This is a genomic window from Streptomyces sp. TRM49041, from assembly GCF_008271805.1.
Lineage (GTDB): Bacteria > Actinomycetota > Actinomycetes > Streptomycetales > Streptomycetaceae > Streptomyces.
Genome location: NZ_VSRY01000146.1, coordinates 1 through 15,812 on the forward strand (window position 1 = coordinate 1; position 15,812 = coordinate 15,812).

The 15,812-nt window shown below is 67.4% G+C and carries 17 protein-coding genes, 1 tRNA gene and 1 pseudogene; 11 read left to right on the top strand and 8 right to left on the bottom strand.

What is annotated here, in order from left to right:
- Both FVS66_RS20245 and FVS66_RS20250 read left to right on the top strand, forming a co-directional pair.
- Window positions 1-257, top strand: a pseudogene (locus FVS66_RS20245) (hypothetical protein); the annotation flags it as partial.
- Window positions 258-585: 328 nt separating this feature from the next.
- The gene (locus FVS66_RS20250) at window positions 586-1,149 is read left to right on the top strand and encodes an HD domain-containing protein (RefSeq protein ID WP_149182713.1); all 564 of its coding nucleotides are present in this window, start codon (window positions 586-588) and stop codon (window positions 1,147-1,149) included.
- Here the strand turns inward: FVS66_RS20250 and FVS66_RS20255 are convergent.
- Window positions 1,137-1,604, bottom strand: a complete 468-nt coding sequence (locus tag FVS66_RS20255; RefSeq protein ID WP_149182601.1) for an NUDIX domain-containing protein — start codon at window positions 1,602-1,604, stop codon at window positions 1,137-1,139. The two genes, FVS66_RS20250 and FVS66_RS20255, sit on opposite strands and share 13 nt — an antisense overlap.
- Complete coding sequence (locus tag FVS66_RS20260; RefSeq protein WP_187645616.1) at window positions 1,591-2,364, bottom strand: helix-turn-helix domain-containing protein; 774 nt, start codon at window positions 2,362-2,364, stop codon at window positions 1,591-1,593. Before FVS66_RS20260 ends, FVS66_RS20255 begins: the two co-directional genes overlap by 14 nt.
- 98 nt (window positions 2,365-2,462) lie before the next feature.
- Here FVS66_RS20260 and FVS66_RS20265 point away from each other — a divergent pair, with 98 nt between their 5' ends.
- The 5 genes from FVS66_RS20265 to FVS66_RS20285 all read left to right on the top strand — a co-directional run bounded on the left by FVS66_RS20265 (window position 2,463) and on the right by FVS66_RS20285 (window position 5,973).
- Window positions 2,463-3,155 carry an HAD hydrolase-like protein gene (locus FVS66_RS20265; protein ID WP_149182603.1) on the top strand — a complete coding sequence of 231 codons (693 nt, stop codon included), beginning with the start codon at window positions 2,463-2,465 and terminating at the stop codon, window positions 3,153-3,155.
- 108 nt (window positions 3,156-3,263) lie between these two features.
- Window positions 3,264-4,166 carry a radical SAM protein gene (locus FVS66_RS20270; protein WP_149182604.1) on the top strand — a complete coding sequence of 301 codons (903 nt, stop codon included), beginning with the start codon at window positions 3,264-3,266 and terminating at the stop codon, window positions 4,164-4,166.
- Entirely contained in the window at window positions 4,159-4,797 is a 639-nt protein-coding gene (locus tag FVS66_RS20275) for a hypothetical protein (RefSeq protein ID WP_262387105.1), read from the top strand. Before FVS66_RS20270 ends, FVS66_RS20275 begins: the two co-directional genes overlap by 8 nt.
- Window positions 4,715-5,362 carry an SAM-dependent methyltransferase gene (locus tag FVS66_RS20280; protein ID WP_149182605.1) on the top strand — a complete coding sequence of 216 codons (648 nt, stop codon included), beginning with the start codon at window positions 4,715-4,717 and terminating at the stop codon, window positions 5,360-5,362. Before FVS66_RS20275 ends, FVS66_RS20280 begins: the two co-directional genes overlap by 83 nt.
- Window positions 5,363-5,385: 23 nt before the next feature.
- Entirely contained in the window at window positions 5,386-5,973 is a 588-nt protein-coding gene (locus tag FVS66_RS20285; RefSeq protein WP_149182606.1) for a class IV adenylate cyclase, read from the top strand.
- A 637-nt stretch (window positions 5,974-6,610) separates the two neighbouring features.
- Here FVS66_RS20285 and FVS66_RS20295 read toward each other — a convergent pair.
- The 4 genes from FVS66_RS20295 to FVS66_RS20310 all read right to left on the bottom strand — a co-directional run bounded on the left by FVS66_RS20295 (window position 6,611) and on the right by FVS66_RS20310 (window position 9,515).
- Window positions 6,611-6,838, bottom strand: coding sequence for a hypothetical protein (locus FVS66_RS20295; RefSeq protein WP_149182608.1), 228 nt, complete (start codon window positions 6,836-6,838; stop codon window positions 6,611-6,613).
- Window positions 6,839-6,895: 57 nt separating this feature from the next.
- Window positions 6,896-7,120, bottom strand: a complete 225-nt coding sequence (locus FVS66_RS20300) for a hypothetical protein (RefSeq protein WP_149182609.1) — start codon at window positions 7,118-7,120, stop codon at window positions 6,896-6,898.
- A gap of 56 nt (window positions 7,121-7,176) precedes the next feature.
- Window positions 7,177-7,275, bottom strand: a tRNA-Arg gene (locus tag FVS66_RS20305).
- Window positions 7,276-8,114: 839 nt separating this feature from the next.
- Window positions 8,115-9,515, bottom strand: coding sequence for a hypothetical protein (locus FVS66_RS20310; protein WP_149182610.1), 1,401 nt, complete (start codon window positions 9,513-9,515; stop codon window positions 8,115-8,117).
- Window positions 9,516-9,773: 258 nt separating this feature from the next.
- Between FVS66_RS20310 and FVS66_RS20315 the strand changes: the two genes are divergently transcribed.
- The 4 genes from FVS66_RS20315 to FVS66_RS20330 all read left to right on the top strand — a co-directional run bounded on the left by FVS66_RS20315 (window position 9,774) and on the right by FVS66_RS20330 (window position 15,034).
- Window positions 9,774-11,144, top strand: coding sequence for a tyrosine-type recombinase/integrase (locus FVS66_RS20315; protein ID WP_149182611.1), 1,371 nt, complete (start codon window positions 9,774-9,776; stop codon window positions 11,142-11,144).
- A gap of 317 nt (window positions 11,145-11,461) precedes the next feature.
- On the top strand, window positions 11,462-12,550 hold the full coding sequence (locus FVS66_RS20320; protein ID WP_187645617.1) for a dsDNA nuclease domain-containing protein: 1,089 nt from the start codon (window positions 11,462-11,464) through the stop codon (window positions 12,548-12,550).
- On the top strand, window positions 12,540-13,118 hold the full coding sequence (locus tag FVS66_RS20325) for a hypothetical protein (RefSeq protein WP_149182613.1): 579 nt from the start codon (window positions 12,540-12,542) through the stop codon (window positions 13,116-13,118). The genes FVS66_RS20320 and FVS66_RS20325 overlap by 11 nt, the downstream gene beginning before the upstream one ends.
- Complete coding sequence (locus FVS66_RS20330; RefSeq protein WP_149182614.1) at window positions 13,115-15,034, top strand: hypothetical protein; 1,920 nt, start codon at window positions 13,115-13,117, stop codon at window positions 15,032-15,034. The genes FVS66_RS20325 and FVS66_RS20330 overlap by 4 nt, the downstream gene beginning before the upstream one ends.
- Window positions 15,035-15,131: 97 nt before the next feature.
- Here FVS66_RS20330 and FVS66_RS20335 read toward each other — a convergent pair whose 3' ends face one another.
- Both FVS66_RS20335 and FVS66_RS20340 read right to left on the bottom strand, forming a co-directional pair.
- The gene (locus tag FVS66_RS20335; RefSeq protein WP_149182615.1) at window positions 15,132-15,545 is read right to left on the bottom strand and encodes a PIN domain-containing protein; all 414 of its coding nucleotides are present in this window, start codon (window positions 15,543-15,545) and stop codon (window positions 15,132-15,134) included.
- Entirely contained in the window at window positions 15,542-15,805 is a 264-nt protein-coding gene (locus FVS66_RS20340; RefSeq protein ID WP_149182616.1) for a CopG family transcriptional regulator, read from the bottom strand. The genes FVS66_RS20335 and FVS66_RS20340 overlap by 4 nt, the downstream gene beginning before the upstream one ends.
- Window positions 15,806-15,812 lie beyond the last annotated feature (7 nt).

The following is a 15,812-nucleotide window of genomic DNA, read 5'->3' on the forward strand; positions in this document are numbered from 1 at the left end:
GGACTCCGGCTACCAGGGCGCCGGCGGCACCACCCGCACCCCGATCAAACGCCCGCAGGGCAAGGGCCACAACGGCTGGGGAGAAGAAGACGAACTCCGCGATCGCCAAGCTCCGTGCCCCGGTCGAGCGGCCCTTCGCCGCGCTGAAACGCTCGCGGGTCCTCGACCGACTCCGCATCAGCCCCAGCCGGGCCACCACCGCAATCCACGCCGTGTTCGTCATCATGCGCCAGCGAGCATCACTCGCCGGAGGGTAGATCGGAAATGCTCAGTGAGGTTTTCTCAGCGAGATGATCTCTGCGGGGCCGCAGCGATCGGCAGCGTCGCTGGCGGTGCGGCACCCGGGCCGCGGACAGACATGAAGCCCCTGGTGGGCGTTGCCTTTCGGCTGGAGGACCGCAGGCGTGTCGCGCGCGGCCGTCATGCAGCCGGGAGTCCACCGATGAACATCCGTCGCCTGATCGGGCAAGGAGCCCGTCGCCATCAGGGCCGTTGGCCGAGAGACGGGTGGATGCAGCCTGTCTGTCGGGCAGCAGTCTTCTTTACGTCGTGTATCGGTTCACTGCTATGGGCAAAGACGAGGCCATGAACGAGTCGATGGTGGAGTGGTCCCGGCGTGTGGGGCAAGCGGAGCTGTCGGTTGAGCTTCCGCGTCGGTGGGCGCATTCGCATGGGGTCGCCGGGCGTGCGGCTGGGCTTGGGCGCGTCCTCGGAGAGGATGCTGACCTGCTGGTTGCCGCCGCCACGCTGCATGACGTGGGCTATACGCCCCGGCTGGCTGCGACAGGATTCCACCCGCTCGACGGGGCACGGTTCCTTCGTGATGAGCACCGGGCCGATGAGCGGTTGGTGCGGCTCGTGGCGAACCACTCCTTCGCGTTGCTGGAGGCCGAGGAGCGTGGGCTTCGCGAGGTGCTGGAGGCGGAGTTTCCGTTGGTGGAGGAGCCGCTGCTGGTGGATGCGCTCGTGTACTGCGACATGACGACGACGCCCGACGGTACGCGTACCACCGCACAGGACCGGGTCGCGGAGATTCTGGGGCGCTACGGGGCCGACAGCGTTGTGGGGCGGTTCATCCGTCGGGCTTCGCCGGAGATCTTCGCCGCGGTGGAGCGGGTGGAGGCGGCGTTGGCAGGTCAGCCGAGGTAGGGGTAGGTGCCGGCGAGGTAGTCGCCGATCTGCTGGCGCATGCTGGGGTGGATGTCGTACCTGTCCAGGTCGGCGGGCTGGACGAAGCGGACGCCGTCGGCTTCGTCGTTGATGGTGGGCCGCCCGCCGACGGAGCGGCCGATGTAGGTGTTCTCGTACTGCTGGCGGATCTCGCCGTCGGTGTAGGCGACGATGTGGTTCGGGTTGGTGTAGACGCCGAGGAAACCGGTGATCTCGGCGACGATGCCGGTCTCCTCCAGGCATTCGCGTACGGCGCACTCGGCGGCGGTCTCGCCGATGTCCTGGGCACCGCCGGGAAGGGCCCACTGGCCGGTGTCGCGGCGGCGCTGGAGGAGGATGGCGCCGCTGTCGTCGACGACGAGCAGGTTGCTGGCCGGGATGAGGGTGTTCGCCTTGGGGGCATCGGGGTCGTTGTAGTACTCAGTCCTGCCCATGCGTGGCGGTCCCCTCCTGGTCGGGTGTCCAGGGCCGCGCGCCGGCCCAGACTGCGTCGAAACTTTGAGCGTAGTTGTCGAACCAGCCGGCGACATCCACCCGCCGGAGGTGCAACAACGGGTTGGCACTGGCTGGTTGCCCCCACACATGCGGGTTCACCAGCAGATTGTCGTCGTAGCGGAAGAGGGAGTTATAGAGAGTGCTGTCGTGGAGCCTCACCTCGCATCCGGCCTCGGACAGCAGCGGCCGGTAGTACGTGAGGGAGGCGCGGATCTTGGCGGCGAGCGTGTCGCCGATGCCTTCCTCGCGGCCCCGGAGGGCGGCGGCCTGGCCGGTCGGGTTGCCGAAGCAGAGGCGGACTTGGACACCACCGGCCGCGCGCTCGGCGAGCATCTTGGCGACGTGCGGGTTGGTCTGGGCGAAGAACGTGCCGGAAAGGACCAGGACGTCGATCTGCCGCCGTGCGCCTTGGATCAGGGCGAGCCATGTGTCGCGGGGGACGCTGGCCCGGTTCTGGTAGGTCCCGACGATCTCGGTGCCTAACCCGGTGCCGGACCGTCCGCCGCGGGAGGGCGGTGTCGGCCAGAGGAATGTCTCCTCGACCCGTAGGTGCTGAGCGGCACGGAAGCGGTGCCGCGGATGGGGTACGCGTCCGCCGAGCCAGCGGCTGACGGTTTTCGGGTCTACCTCACAGGCTTCGGCGAGCGATTCGGGAGTTACGCCACGCTGGGCGAGTACGGAGTGAAGTCGCTCGTTCACAGAGGTCATACAAGCCCAGTCGGGCGATGACGAGCAAGGACGTTGTGGGACGTTCACGGGCCGGCGGACGGCTGGACAGTGGTGCTTACGCTGGCGGTATGCACCTCATCGTCCTGTGGGACATCGACCACACACTGATTGACAACGCGGGGGTGAGCAAGGAGATCTACGCCGCTGCGTTCACGGCACTCGCCGGCTTCTCGCCTGCCCGGGCGGCGCGGACCGAGGGACGCACCGATCGCTCGATCATGAGGGACATGTTCCTTCGGCACGGCGTGCCCGAGCCGGGCTGGAGGGATGTCGAGGCGGCCCTTGCCCAGGCAGGGCGGGAGAGGTTCGGGGAGCTTCAGAGGCGAGGCATGGCTCTCCCCGGTGCACGGGACGCGCTCAAGAGGGTGGCCGGGCAGGACACTTGGGTGTCCTCGGTATTGACGGGCAACATCGCGCCGAACGCTCAGGTCAAGCTGGGCGCGTTCGACCTCGACTCCCTGGTGGATCTCACCGTAGGCGCTTATGGGGCCGATGCCCTCCAGCGGCCCGACCTCGTAGGCGTATCGCGCGAGCGGATTCGCCGCAGGTACGGGGTAGGGGAGGACGTGCCCGTCGTCCTGGTGGGCGACACGCCGCGAGACGTCGAAGCGGCATTGGCGACGGGTTGCCAGGTCGTCGCGGTCGCCTCGGGAATTCACAGCAGGGACGAGCTGTCTGCCGCCGGTGCGCCGGTCGTGCTGCCGGACCTGTCGGACACGGCGGAACTCCTGGTCCACCTGGCAAAGGCAGCTGTGAGCTGAAAACGTCCCAGGACGTCCTCGTACCGTCCGATTACGTGGTGATGGTGTCCGCCCTCATCCCGACACCATCGGGTTCTCCCCACCAGACAACTGGCTCAGGAGGCCCACATGATCCGGGACGTCACCGGCATCCGCAGGATTCGGATGCTGTACCTGCAGCTTCTGTACCGCTGCAACTTCAACTGCCTGCACTGCTTCCACGGCAAGCGCCTGAAGCAGGGCGACGCGTTCAGCGCCGACGAGGCGATCAACCTCATCCGGCTCATGCACGACCAGTACGGCACGGAGGCGGTGACTCTGCTCGGTGGCGAGCCCTTCCTCCACCGGGACCTGCCGCAGATCGTCCAGTACGCCAGGCAGGAGCTGGGCATGCAGGTCGAGATCTGCACCAACGGCTACCGCATCGAGAGCCACCTCACCGAGGTCGCCCCCTACCTCGACCTGCTGCGCGTCTCGCTGGAGGGGCTCGGGGAGACCAACGACGCCATCCGCAGGTCCGGTAGCTACCTCGCCGCCCTCAGCACCCTGAACCTCGCTCGCGACCTCGGCGTCATGACCGGCGCAACGATGACCGTGACCTCCCAGAACATCGACGAGGTCCTTCCCCTGGCCCGCACCATGCAGCGGTTCGGCGTCCGCCAGCTCAAGCTCCACTGCCTCCGCCCGGTCGGCAACGCCGCCGAACACCCCGAGCTGCAGGTCACCGAGCCAACCGCCTACACGCGCCTCCGCGAGGATCTCCAGCAGGCAGGGCTCGCCATCGAGGTGATCGTCGACAAGGACCTGTCCGAGAACGGCGCCCCGGAAATCTGCGCCCCGACCGACGGCCCGCGCGAGATCGACCGCATCGAGGCCGACCCCCGGGGAGCCCTGACCATGTCCTGCAAGGCCGTGGGCAAGGACTCGCACGCCTTCTGGTACGAGAAGACCGCGAACCGCATCGTCCACCAGCCCTCCGCCACCGACGAGCTCACCCTCGCCGTGCCGGACGTGGTGTACGCCCGTGCCTGATCGACCACTGTTCGAAAGCCTCGAAGGACTCCGCGGGACCGGCAAGTCGACCATGGCGCCGATGCTCGCCGCAGTGCGGGGAGCCGTACTGGTCCCCACCGTGCCCCTCTTCTACCAGGCCCTGAGACGACAGGTGGACACGCGGGAGAACATCGAGGCCCGCATGTGCTTCTACCTCTCGGCCCTCTTCACCGCCGCCGAGGAGATCCGGCGCTACCTGACCGCCGACATCCCCGTCGTTGTGGAGAGCTACTTCCCCAGGTGCATCGCCAACCACCGGGCCTTCGGGGCCCGGCTCGGTGTCACGCTCCCGGCCGACCTACCGCAACCCACCACGTACCACCTGCTGTGCGCGGAGGACGAACGGCAGCGGCGGCTCAGCGAGAGGTCCAAGCCCGCCAGCCGGTGGGACGCCCTCAGCGAGGAAGCGGCGGACCGGATCACCGAGGCGTACAGCGAGTTCCCCATGCACCAGGTGGACACCACGGGCCTCGCACCGGACCGCGTCCTTGAAGCCATCCTCACCATCGAAAAGGAAGGACACCACCGTGCAGACGCAGAGCCTGTGGGAGCACACCCTCACGTTCTTCCCCCAGTTCCTCGCCGCCCTGAAAGAGCACGCCTCCGGTAGGGCGACGGTCGCCGTCATCGGCGCGAGCGAGGGCAAGTTCGTCCTGCCGCTCGCAGCCGCCGGCCACCGCGTCATCGCCATCGAGAAGGACCCGTTCGCCCTGCACGGCGGGGAGGTCAGCCTTCCGGGTGACACCACGGCCCACGCCCTCGGCCTGACCGATCGCCTCAAGCGCGAAGACCTCGACAACCAAGTACAGGTCATCGAGCAGGACTTCCTGCGGGCCGACCTTCCCGAGGCGCGCTGCGACGCCGTCTGGACGAGCTGTTCCTGGCACTACAGTGCCAATCACCACACCCCGCTCGCCGACTTCGTCACGCGCATGCAGTCACTCGTACGTGTCGGCGGCCTGTTCGGCGCGGAGTTCATGATGCCCGTCGAACGGCGCCACCACCTGATCGAGCACTACACGTCCCCAGAGAATCTCGGCGGCAGCTTCACGGCCGGCTGGAACGTCCTGCTCACGCTGCGAACCAGCCAGTTCACCGAACGCCCCCACATCGGCCAGCCCCACGACCACACGCACCGCATGGGCCTGCTGCTCGCGGCCCGCACCGGCAAGTAACCGCCACCTCAAGGAAGAGGACTATGAAGCACGAATACGAGGCCAAGTTCCTGTCCGTGGACGTCGCCGCGCTCCAGGCCAAGCTCGCCGCACTGGGAGCCACCCAGACCTTCCCCCGCACCCTGCTCACGCGCAAGATCTTCGAGAACGACGCCCTCGACAACGGCCAGTGGATCCGCCTCCGCGACGAGGGCACCCGCTCCACGCTCACCCTCAAGCAGGTCACCGACTCGACCACCATCGACGGCACCACCGAGATCGAGACCGAGGTCACCGACCTGCACGCGATGGCGGACATCCTCCGGCGCATCGGCCTGCGCGAGGTGCGGTACCAGGAGAACTACCGCGAGGAGTGGCACCTCGGCGAGGTGGCGTTCGACTTCGACACCTGGCCCGACCTCCCCACGTTCGTCGAGATCGAAGGCCCCGACGAGGCGTCGGTCCGCAAGGCCGCCGCCCTGCTCGACCTCGACTACACCGAGGCCAGGTTCGGCAGCGTCGACGAGATCTACAAGAGCGAGGCCGGCCGCGACATTCTCGCCGAGCCCACCCTCCTCTTCGCCGAAGCGGAGAAGAAGGAGACGAGCCCCGCGACCGTCGAGGCCCGGTGACCCCAGGGGCAGGAGCGGCGCTCACCCGGCTTGCCCTGCCGCCGCGGGTGATTCCCGGAATCGCCGAGTTCGCCCGCGGTGGTCTCCCCGCTCCAGCGGCGACGGACGACAGCAGCGAGTGGGTGGATGGCTTCTGCTGGCTCTACTGCGGTCAACGCTGGACACGCGTCCTCTGGATCGGCCCCGCAAGCGTCGCCGGCGCCCAGGCACCCATGTACGCATGCGGCCCCTGCATCAAGACGCTGCACGAACTGGTCTGGCAGGCCATCCTCCTCGGCGACGCCCCGGCCGCGCAGAGACGGCAAGAGGAGCCACGCGACACGGAGACGCCGGCTACAAGGCGTACCGGCAGGCACCGAGCCCAGGCCAGGATCCCGCGCCGCCGATAGCCACCCGCCCCGGACACAGGAGAGGCCACGCGTTCCCTAGTGACACGAGCCCTGTGTCTGGGGCGGGCCCAAGCCGCGTTCGTCGGCAGGCACAACCAGCGGTACTCAGATGGGGCGCTGATCGCCTATCCCAGTGGTCAGCGTCTGCCACTCCATGTCGTTTTCCCCGTCGTTTCGGGCGTCGGATCCCCCGTCGCTTCCATGTACGTGCTTGGATGCGACGCCCCACGGGGTGGTAAAGGTCCAGGTCAGAGCCAGTACGAGCCACTACAGTCCGGGGCCGACTGGAGCAGGCCATCAGCGCCATCAGCCAGCGCCAAGCCCGCCTCATCCGCACGCTCGCCGACGGCACGGGACACGACGACCAGGACGTCGTCTTCGATCCAGAGCAGGAGAAGGAGTTCCGCGACGCCATCCGCCAAGAACATGCGACGCTGGGCGCACAACGCAAAGCTCGCGTCGATCAGTTGGCCCAACTCAACGCCCTGCCAGCCACCGACGATGCCGTCGACCCCTCAGCCCTGCTGGACGCCCTACCGCACCTCGACGTCGATCTCTCCCTCGTCCCGCAGGAGATCCAGCGCCGCCTCTACCCCGCGTTCGGTCTGGAGGTCCGCTACAGCCAGCCCTGCGAAGAACTCACCCTCCGGGTGACGAGCCCGGGGCACATGGTGGACGGACTGGTGTCCGTCACCCGTGAGCTGGAGCCGTGGAACAAAAAATCGGGCTCCCGCACCGAAGTGCTGGAACCCGATCATGGCACTCGGGACAGACAATCGCGGCAAAGCCGACCTGTCCGTTCCCATCTTTCGAGTGCCCCCGGCAGGATTCGAACCTGCGCACACGGCTCCGGAGGCCGTCGGCTTCCCGCATGTTTTCGCAGGTCAGCGGCATACCTGACAGGTTGCCAGGCCCGCCGTCCCGCACATGTCCCGCGAGAATGAAAAAGCCTATTTTGCTCGCCTTGTCCGTATCATTCCCCGCGGTAGTCGATCCATGCGCCATGACGTAGATCACGACTTCCTCGGGCAAGCGTAGGGGTATATGGTGCGCCCCTCAATCGAACAAGGTGGCTGCCCGGAGCGTGCGGGCAGGCCAAAAGAGCGGGTTGTGCGCCTGGCTCGGTGGGGGCGCCTACGCGCGGTGCCGGGGTGAAGGGTGGCCGACGGGCGCGTCCCGCCGCTTCTCATCCGCATGACCTTGGCGTGTGTGTGTCCCGGCTGGCTCTCCAGCCTCCGGCGGGCTGAGGGGGACCCGCCCTGACTTGGTGCCGGCGTGGGCACCGAGCCGCAGGTCTGCGCGGTAGACGGTGTTGGCCGGAGGGTGTGATCTCACGAACCGCGACGGCGAACGTGCGAGTCGGATGCCGGCGGCTTTGCCGGCAGCCGCAGACCGGCAGGCGAAGGCCAGCCGGCGCGCACCAAGGCCAAGACGGCGCCGATCTCCCTTCGCCCAGCAGCGCTCGGCGTCGGCGCGACGCTCTTGCGTAATGCCCTGGGAAGGCCGACCGCGGTGGGTCGACCGCGTCCTGGAAGTGCTGTTCGGGCTGCCTGGTCGTGAATACAGGCGGCCGGTCGTGTGAAGTTGTGAGGCTGAGATTAGGGATGCGGCCTTTCGACGTGCGGGCAGGTGGTGGCGGTGGACTGTCAATGATCCGGAGGATCGCCGGTTTGGCCAACCGGCGATCCCGCGCTATGTTGCGCTGCCCGTAGCGGTGAGCGCAGGAGAGCCAAGATTTCCTGAGTTGTTGGTTCAGAGCGGGCGCCGTTTGCGGATGGGCAGGATGCTCAGGGCCATGATGGTGCTGTCGTCCTGGAACGAGATCGGGTCGTTCCATTTCCCGGCTTCATGGGAGTCACGCCGTTTGGAGCGGAGTTCGTAGGCCGCTTGCCGGTACTCCTCCACGCGGCCGTCTTTGATCAGTTCGTACAATTCTGAGTCCACTCCGGAGAATGCCTCGATGCGTGCGGTCCCCATGCGGAAGACGTTGTCCGTGCCGACGAATTTCGTGTCGCCGACCTCGATGTCCGCGTCGTCGACGCTCGATGTTGCGGCGAAGGCGGGCACGTCGTAGTGCTCTCGCCCTTGGCGGGCGGTGAGATACCCGGCCGTGTATTTCCGTCCGCCCGAGAAAGCGGTCAGGCCGGCTGCTGCGGTACGGGCCAGGAGCTGGCCGAACCAGGCGAGATCGTCCTCGCCCACCTGGAAGCCGTCGACCGTCCGCGCCCGTCGACCGTCGCGGGCCGGTACGCGAATGGCGTTGGGGTAGGGGATTCCGGGCTTGTCCCTGATCTCCTCGTCGGCGTCATTCAGGGCGCCGGGTATTCGGAGGGGGAGCAGAGCCTCGCCTGGGGATTGCAGCACATTGACCACGACCCCGCCCTGGCCCATGAGTTCGGTGGACAGCATCAGGCAGGGCGTGGTGTTCCAGGGGCCGATCTGCATGCCCTCGGTCAGTTCCGCTCCCTTGACGAGTTGCTGGATCGTGGTGCTGCGGGTTCGGCCGGTGCGCTTGCTGGGCTTCTGGTGGTTTCCGCGGCAGGCCACGAAGGTGACTTTCGACGGCTCGCCGGGTTTCCATGCCTCGATGATGTAGTCGGGCCGGGGCCGTGAGCCCTTGTTCCGTTGGGAGACGCTCAGGGGCCAGCCGGCTCGCAGCACCGTGTTCGTATCGACGACCGAGACGATGTGGTCGGGGTAGCGCTGCTGCACGATGTGCTCCGCCACGGCGAGCCCGAAGCCGACGGCCAGCTCCCGGGCCTGCATGCCCTTATACCAGCTTTCGGAAGAGCGGCCCTTGTCGGTGAGATCCATGGCGCCGGCGCGATTGCCGTCCAGCGCCTCGCAGAACTTCAGGCTCAGCCAGTGTTCCGCCAGCCCGCGCCCCATTCCCTGGCCGGCCAGCACGTAGCCGCGGGCTACGGCATGCAGCACCTGCCACGGCGTCAGGTCAATGGACCGCCCGTGCTCGGCCAGCGCGACCGGCCGCAGGTCGGGCTTCCTGCGCGCTGCCTCCTGGCCCTTCTGTCGGCGCCGCTTGTCGATGGCCGCCGCCGCGGAGTCCACGTGCGCGGCCAGTTCTGTCGTCGAGTGGATGTGAACGCTCGTCGAGCGGCTGAGAGCGTTCAGGATCTGTCGCGCGGTTCTCGCCATGCATCCCCCACGGTGTCCGTGCTCTGGCGCGCCGGGAACGGTAGTTCGGGACATCGGGGCGCGTGCAAGTGCGCATAGTGCGGCAAGGACCACAACTGGCCACACCGGGACCAGGTATGACCAGTGGTGACGGAAGCCGGGTCGAACGTCCGACAATCCGCGCTCGTCAACATGACGCGCTCGAGTGCCCTCTTGCGAGGGGATGTTGGTGTGGATGTGCCGGGCAGCCATTCTCCCGCCGATCAGAAGGAGGCGGGTATGGACCTGAACGAGCACCACGGCGTCGCATCTCAGCCCGAGCAGCCTGCGGACCGAACCCCGGCGCAGCCGCACGGCGGCAGCGCGGTCGCGGGCTTGGCCGGAGAGTTCGGGGCGGAGCTGGTGCGGGCCATCCGCGTGGGACTGGCCGAGGTGAGCAACTCCGGCCAGGGGGCACAGGGGCCGTCGCACATGAGCTGGTACTCCTTCGCGACCGAGTACGCGCGAGCCCATTGGCCAGGCCGGGCGGCGAAGACCCGGGACGAGGGAAGCGACGCGCTGACGGCCGTCACGATGGCGATGCTGGGGGACCTGCCGGGCCGGCCGAACGGGCACCTGCTGCGCCGTGCCCTGCGGCACTGGGCGTTCGTCACGCTCCGGCCCGGACAGGGGGAGATGTCGGCGCAGGACCGGCTGGTGCTGCAGTGGGTCGCCAAGGCATCCCGTCCCCTGGTGGATCTGCATGATCCGGTCCTGGCACGTGATGTGCTGGAGTCGCTGCGCCGCAAGCTGGACGGGAGTGAGGCGGCGGTGGAGACGATGCGCCGTAAGCGCAAGGTACTGGTGCACGCGCTGCATTACGCCGTGGAGCGGGGCGAGCTGGGCAGCCACCCGTTGAACAGGGTTCGCTGGCGGGTGCCTAAACCGGCGGTGGCGGTGGATCCGCGGGTGGTGGCCAACCCGTACCAGGCGCGGGATCTGCTGGACGCCGTCTCCTACGTGGGCGGCTACCGGAGGGCTCGGGGCCGTCGGCTGGTCGGGTTCTTCGCGGGCATGTACTACGCGGGCCTGCGTCCGGAGGAGGCGGTCGCGGTGGCGCTGCCGGACTGCCGGCTGCCCCGCACTGGGTGGGGGCGGCTGATCCTGCACCGTACTCGGCCGCAGGCGGGTAAACGGTGGACCGACACCGGCGAGTTCCATGATGAGCGCGGGCTGAAGAACCGCCCGCCCGGGGAGACGCGGGTGGTGCCGTTGCCTCCGCATCTGGTGGCGATGTGGAGGGAGCATGTTGCCACGTTCGGCACGGCCGACGATGGGCGGCTGTTCTTCACCGAGCAGGGCCGGGTCGTCAGCTACTCCACCTACCACCGGGTCTGGCGTGAGAGCCGTGACCTTGCCCTGTCTCCGGCGCTCACCAGCACGCCGCTCGCGAAGCGGCCGTACGATCTGCGGCATTCGGCGCTGTCCACGTGGCTGTGCGCGGGCGCGGACCCGGCCGAGGTCGCCCAGCGGGCCGGCAACAGTGTCGAGGTTCTGCTGTCCCGGTACGCGAAGTGCCTGTATGACCGGCAGTCCATCAACAACCAGCGCATCGAAGGGCTGTTGAGCTCCTACGACCAGCCGCCTGAGCCTGACCAGGCGCACGATTAGCCTGGGATCGCGGACATGGCGTGGTTGGGTACGCGGTCCGACCGTTGCGGCGTGCGCTCGGGTGCGTGCGCGTCCCCGACGGTTCCCCTGCGCATGTCCGTGGCTCGCGCTTGAGCCGCCGTCACATCTCCTGCCGTGCCGCAGGTGTAGCGGCGCGGACACGGAGCGGGGTTGATATTCTGCACGACCGTTGCTCTTCTGGGTGATGCGGTGATCTACTGCATGCTCCGAAGTGGCTTATGGGGGAACTGTGCGAACAGGCCATTTTGCCGTGTATCGAGGGTTCAGCGCTGTGCGCCAGCGCGCACGAGGCAGCCGTGACTCTCGCGCCTGCTGACGGCGGCCGTCGGAGCAGGCGCGGGTTCGCCTACCAGGATGCCGTCACGTTGCTGGACTGCCTGGACATGCTCGAAGGGCGGTGGACGGCGGTCTCGTGGGAGGACCTGGAGGACATCCTGTGTCATCGGGATGGCGCCCCCGTATACCGGCAGGTCAAGACGATCGAGGAAGCCGGTACGCGGCACAGTATCGCCAACGTTTGCAAGCCGGAGGAAAAGAAGGCCGCAGACAGCAGCTATCTGGGCAAGCTGTTCCTGGGCAAGCCGCTGCCGGACGGTACACGGTTCACCTTCATCGTCAACGAGACGCCCCAGCGGGACCTGTATGCGTTCGTCGCGGAACGTGATCGTCCTCGCGGCCCGGTGAGCGCGGACGCCCGCGCGGACATCGTCAAGAGGCTCAGCGGGGTGCAACTGCCAGACGGCAGGGACATCGGATGGTGTGTCGACCGCCTGGACGTCCTGGTGGAGGCGCGCACCATCGACCAGGTCGAGGCCGAGGCCATGGCGCGACTGGCGCCACTGGTGGAAGCGTGCCTGGGCGAGAAACCGCTGTACGAGGAAGTCGAGGAGGTCATGATCTGGCTGATCTCCAAGTACATAGCCCGCAGCGCCCTTGAGCTGCGACCGACAACCTTCACCGCGGACGACTTCGGCCGGGCCCTGGACGACAGCGTGCGCAGAGCAACCGGGCGACGGCGAGACGGTTCCACCGAACTGTTGATGAAACTCAAGCTCAAGCTGCGAGCTGCCGAAATACCGGAGCCCGAGGCGGAAGCCCAGCACGATGCCATGCTCGCCTACCGTCGGACCTACCGCGCCAGTGTCGGCACCCGGCGCCGCGCGTACGACGACCTGGCCGATCAGATCAACGCCATCTGCACGCTCACGATGGCGAAACGACGCGCCGGACGCCTCGCCGCCGGCTCGGCGGCGTACTTCGAGACGCTTGTGGCCGTGAGCGAGCTGCCCGAGGTGACCAGCCGGCAGTTCACCCTCGCCGAGGCCCACGCAGTGCTTTCCGACATCACGGCACGCTGCCAGAACAGGTACGCCGATGCCTCATAAGATCGGCAGCAGCGTGGTGCCCCCGCTGTATCGCGCCTGGGACCCGGACGACTCCCCTGACTTCCACGCAACACGGCTCCTGCTGCTCATCTACCTCTGCGGCGAGGAGCCCGGCCCCTATATCGAGGGACGGACGAAGTTCGCCAAACTTGATTTCTTCGTGCGCTATCCAGGATTCCTGGAGCGGGCCCACGCCGCGATGCCGGAAGCCGTCGATACCGAAACCGCGTTTCTCGCCCGTGACCCGTCCGAAGTCGAGGCACCGATGATCCGCTACCGCTACGGACCCTGGGACCAGCGCTACCGGCAATTCCTCGCCTTCCTCGTCTCTCGGGACCTCGTGACCATCACCACCCACCGGGTCGAACGAGTGAAACTCAAAGCCGCCGGCAAGAGGACCGCGCAACGCCTTACCGAGGCCCCTCAGTTCCAGCCACTGGTCCGGCGCTGTCAGGCTATGCGAGGAAATCTGGCTGCCATGTCGGGCACCGACCTGAAGAACCTGATCTACGACCTGTTCCCAGACGAGGTCGGCAACGCGCCCTTCCGCCAGGAGATCCGGCCATGACAAAACCCGTGACCGCCCACCCCGACCGCGGGATCAGGATCGACTCCGTCAAGCTCGTCCACAACACCGCAGAAATCGACGAGTATGCCTTCGGAACCGGCATGCTGAACATCCTCAGCGGGCCCCGCAACAGCTCCAAGACCACCACGCTGAAGGTCATCGACTACTGCTTCGGCGACCGCGGCGGGATGATCGATGCTCTCGGTGCCGCCGTCTCCGACGAGTACATCGAGGTCTCCACCGCGATCCGGCTCAACGGCCACCCCCGCACCCTGACTCGTCTCCTCCAGCACGGGCGCATGAACAAGGTGTACGTCGACGGAGACGAGCTGACCGACGCCGACTTCTCCGACTGGATCCTGCGCGAACTGGGCTGGCCCAACCTGCGCATCCCCAAGGGTCTCCACCCGGCCACGGCCAGTGAACTGACGCCCTTGTCCTTCCGGAACCTGCTGCGCCACTTCTACCGCAACGAGGAGTCCTGGACGAGCTTCGCCAACAAGGAGCATGAATTCATCCGGCGCGGCGTCGTCAGCATGCTCCTCGGCTTTGCCGGCTCCCGCTACGACACCAAGGAGTTCGCCGTCGCCCAGGCCAGGCGGCGCCTTGCCGAAGCCCAGGCAGTGGAGCGGGACGTGCAGGACAGCACATTGCAGGCCGTCACCGCCATCTCCGAACGGCTCCGCATTCCCGTCGCCCGCACCCTCGACCAGGTAGCGACCGCACGGGAAGAGGTCACCGCTCAACTGCACGCGGTTCGCCAACGACGTCATGAACTGACGCGCGAGATCAACAGCCTCCTGCAGGGAACGTCCACCACCGAGACGGCAGCCGGATACGACTCGTCACTGACGAGCGCCTACGAAGACATATCCCGGCGGTTGCAACTGGCGGTCGACGAGGTCGTCGCGCTCGAACAACTCAGCAACGAACACGCCTACTCCGCCCAGACGGTCACCTCGGAAGTGACCCGCATGGAACGCCTCATCGCCTCCGTGGAGACCTTCGACGCCCTCCCCGTACGACTCTGCCCAGCATGCGAACAACGCGTGGACCCGCACCGAGAGCATGGCGAAGACGCCTGCTACCTGTGCTTCCAACCGGTCGACGACGACCAGCGCCGCCGACGGGCACACGTGGAGATCCGGTCACTCAAGTCAGAACTTGCCGACCTGGAAGATGTCACCGCCCGCACCGCCGCCGATCTGCAGACGGCCCGCACCCGCCGAGCAGACCTTCAAAGCGAACAGGCACGGCTCGCGCATCGCATCAACGAAGAACGCGCCGCGCAGCTGGCCCCCTTCATGGCCAGCCTCGAAAACCTCGCCGCCCAGATCGCCCAGCTCGAACAGAAGATGACAGCCTTTCCCGCCATCGAGGAGATCCTCCAACGCCGCGCCGTAGCCAGCCAGGCCGTCACCGCTGCACAACAAGCCGTCGACGCACTCGCCCAAGAGCCCGCCGCAGTTGCCACAGCTACGCTCACTTCCGTCGAACGATGCGCCCTGTTCGCCGAGCGAATGAACGAATTCCTGCACCGCTACCGCGAACGCGGCTGGGTCAAGGGCGCCATCACCATCAACGACAGTGACCTCACTTTCTACGTCGGCACTCGCCCCTGGGACCAAGCCCTGGGGGCAGAGACGAAGGTGCTCTTCTTCCTGGCTTACAGCTACGCCACCCTGTTCCTGGCCTCTGACCTCGACGAAGGAGCAGCAGCCCCCGGCCTGCTGCTCCTGGACAACCCCTACCAGCAGGGCATCGGCACCACTGTGGTCGACGACGTCCTGCAGGATCTGGCAAACGCGGCCCAGGCCACGGGCACCCAGATCATCAGCACCCAAGCCGTTCCGGTGCCACGCGACCCGGCCACCATCCGGCAAATCCATATGCCCAAGGAGTACGAAGCGCCGTAGGTAGACACCCTCACTCCCGGTGTAACGGATCCCAAGGTGGATCTTGAACGGGCGTCGCAGAGAGCGGCCATGACTCAGCCATAAGTCGAGAGCAGGATCAGACTTTGATGACGGTGGCGTGCCCACCGCACAGCGCGGTCAGGTCCTCGGGATCCGAGGTGAGGATCGTGGCCGGCCCGGGGGCGGCGAGGGCGGTGGCGCTGAGCATGGCGTCGATGGCGTACTTGTGGCCGTGCAGGCCGGCGTCGGCGAGGAGGGCGGCGGCGTGGCGGGCGATGGGCTCGGTGACCGGTTCGACGACGAGGCGCGAGAGCGTCCACTCCAGGGCGGGGCGGTTGATCCGCGGGTGGACGACTTCCACCAGGGTGGCCGCGGAGGTGATCACCCGCAGGTCGTCGGCTCGGGCGAGGGCGAGCCAGGCGGTGACCGTGCGGTCGCGGAGGACGGCCTTGGCCAGTCCCTCGCTGTCCAGTACGAGGGTGCCGCCGGGGGTGGCGGGGGAGCGGGTCACGCGGCGTTCGCTCCGCCCGTCGCCTGGTTGTCGCGGGCCTGGTGGAGCTGGTCGCGCAGGGCCTGGATCTCCTCGTCGGTGACGGGGCCGTGTTCGGCTTCGGCGACGGTGATGAGTTCGTTGAGGTTGTCGCGTTCGATCTGGCGGGCGACGGCGGCGGCGACATAGGCGGACAGGCCGGAGGGGCCGCTGCGGGCCTTGGCGGCTTCGGCGATGTCGCGCGGCATGGTGATCGAGTACTTGCCGGTAGGCTCACTCATGCTACCT

What these genes read in the sequence shown, in the direction of transcription:
- FVS66_RS20270 (WP_149182604.1), top strand. Translation starts at nt 3,264, where the DNA reads ATGATCCGGGACGTCACCGGCATCCGCAGGATTCGGATGCTGTACCTG.
- FVS66_RS20310 (WP_149182610.1), bottom strand. Translation starts at nt 9,515, where the DNA reads ATGGCGAGAACCGCGCGACAGATCCTGAACGCTCTCAGCCGCTCGACG.
- FVS66_RS20340 (WP_149182616.1), bottom strand. Translation starts at nt 15,805, where the DNA reads ATGAGTGAGCCTACCGGCAAGTACTCGATCACCATGCCGCGCGACATC.
- FVS66_RS20330 (WP_149182614.1), top strand. Translation starts at nt 13,115, where the DNA reads ATGACAAAACCCGTGACCGCCCACCCCGACCGCGGGATCAGGATCGAC.
- FVS66_RS20255 (WP_149182601.1), bottom strand. Translation starts at nt 1,604, where the DNA reads ATGGGCAGGACTGAGTACTACAACGACCCCGATGCCCCCAAGGCGAAC.
- FVS66_RS20300 (WP_149182609.1), bottom strand. Translation starts at nt 7,120, where the DNA reads ATGATCGGGTTCCAGCACTTCGGTGCGGGAGCCCGATTTTTTGTTCCA.
- FVS66_RS20250 (WP_149182713.1), top strand. Translation starts at nt 586, where the DNA reads ATGAACGAGTCGATGGTGGAGTGGTCCCGGCGTGTGGGGCAAGCGGAG.
- FVS66_RS20315 (WP_149182611.1), top strand. Translation starts at nt 9,774, where the DNA reads ATGGACCTGAACGAGCACCACGGCGTCGCATCTCAGCCCGAGCAGCCT.
- FVS66_RS20265 (WP_149182603.1), top strand. Translation starts at nt 2,463, where the DNA reads ATGCACCTCATCGTCCTGTGGGACATCGACCACACACTGATTGACAAC.
- FVS66_RS20325 (WP_149182613.1), top strand. Translation starts at nt 12,540, where the DNA reads ATGCCTCATAAGATCGGCAGCAGCGTGGTGCCCCCGCTGTATCGCGCC.
- FVS66_RS20285 (WP_149182606.1), top strand. Translation starts at nt 5,386, where the DNA reads ATGAAGCACGAATACGAGGCCAAGTTCCTGTCCGTGGACGTCGCCGCG.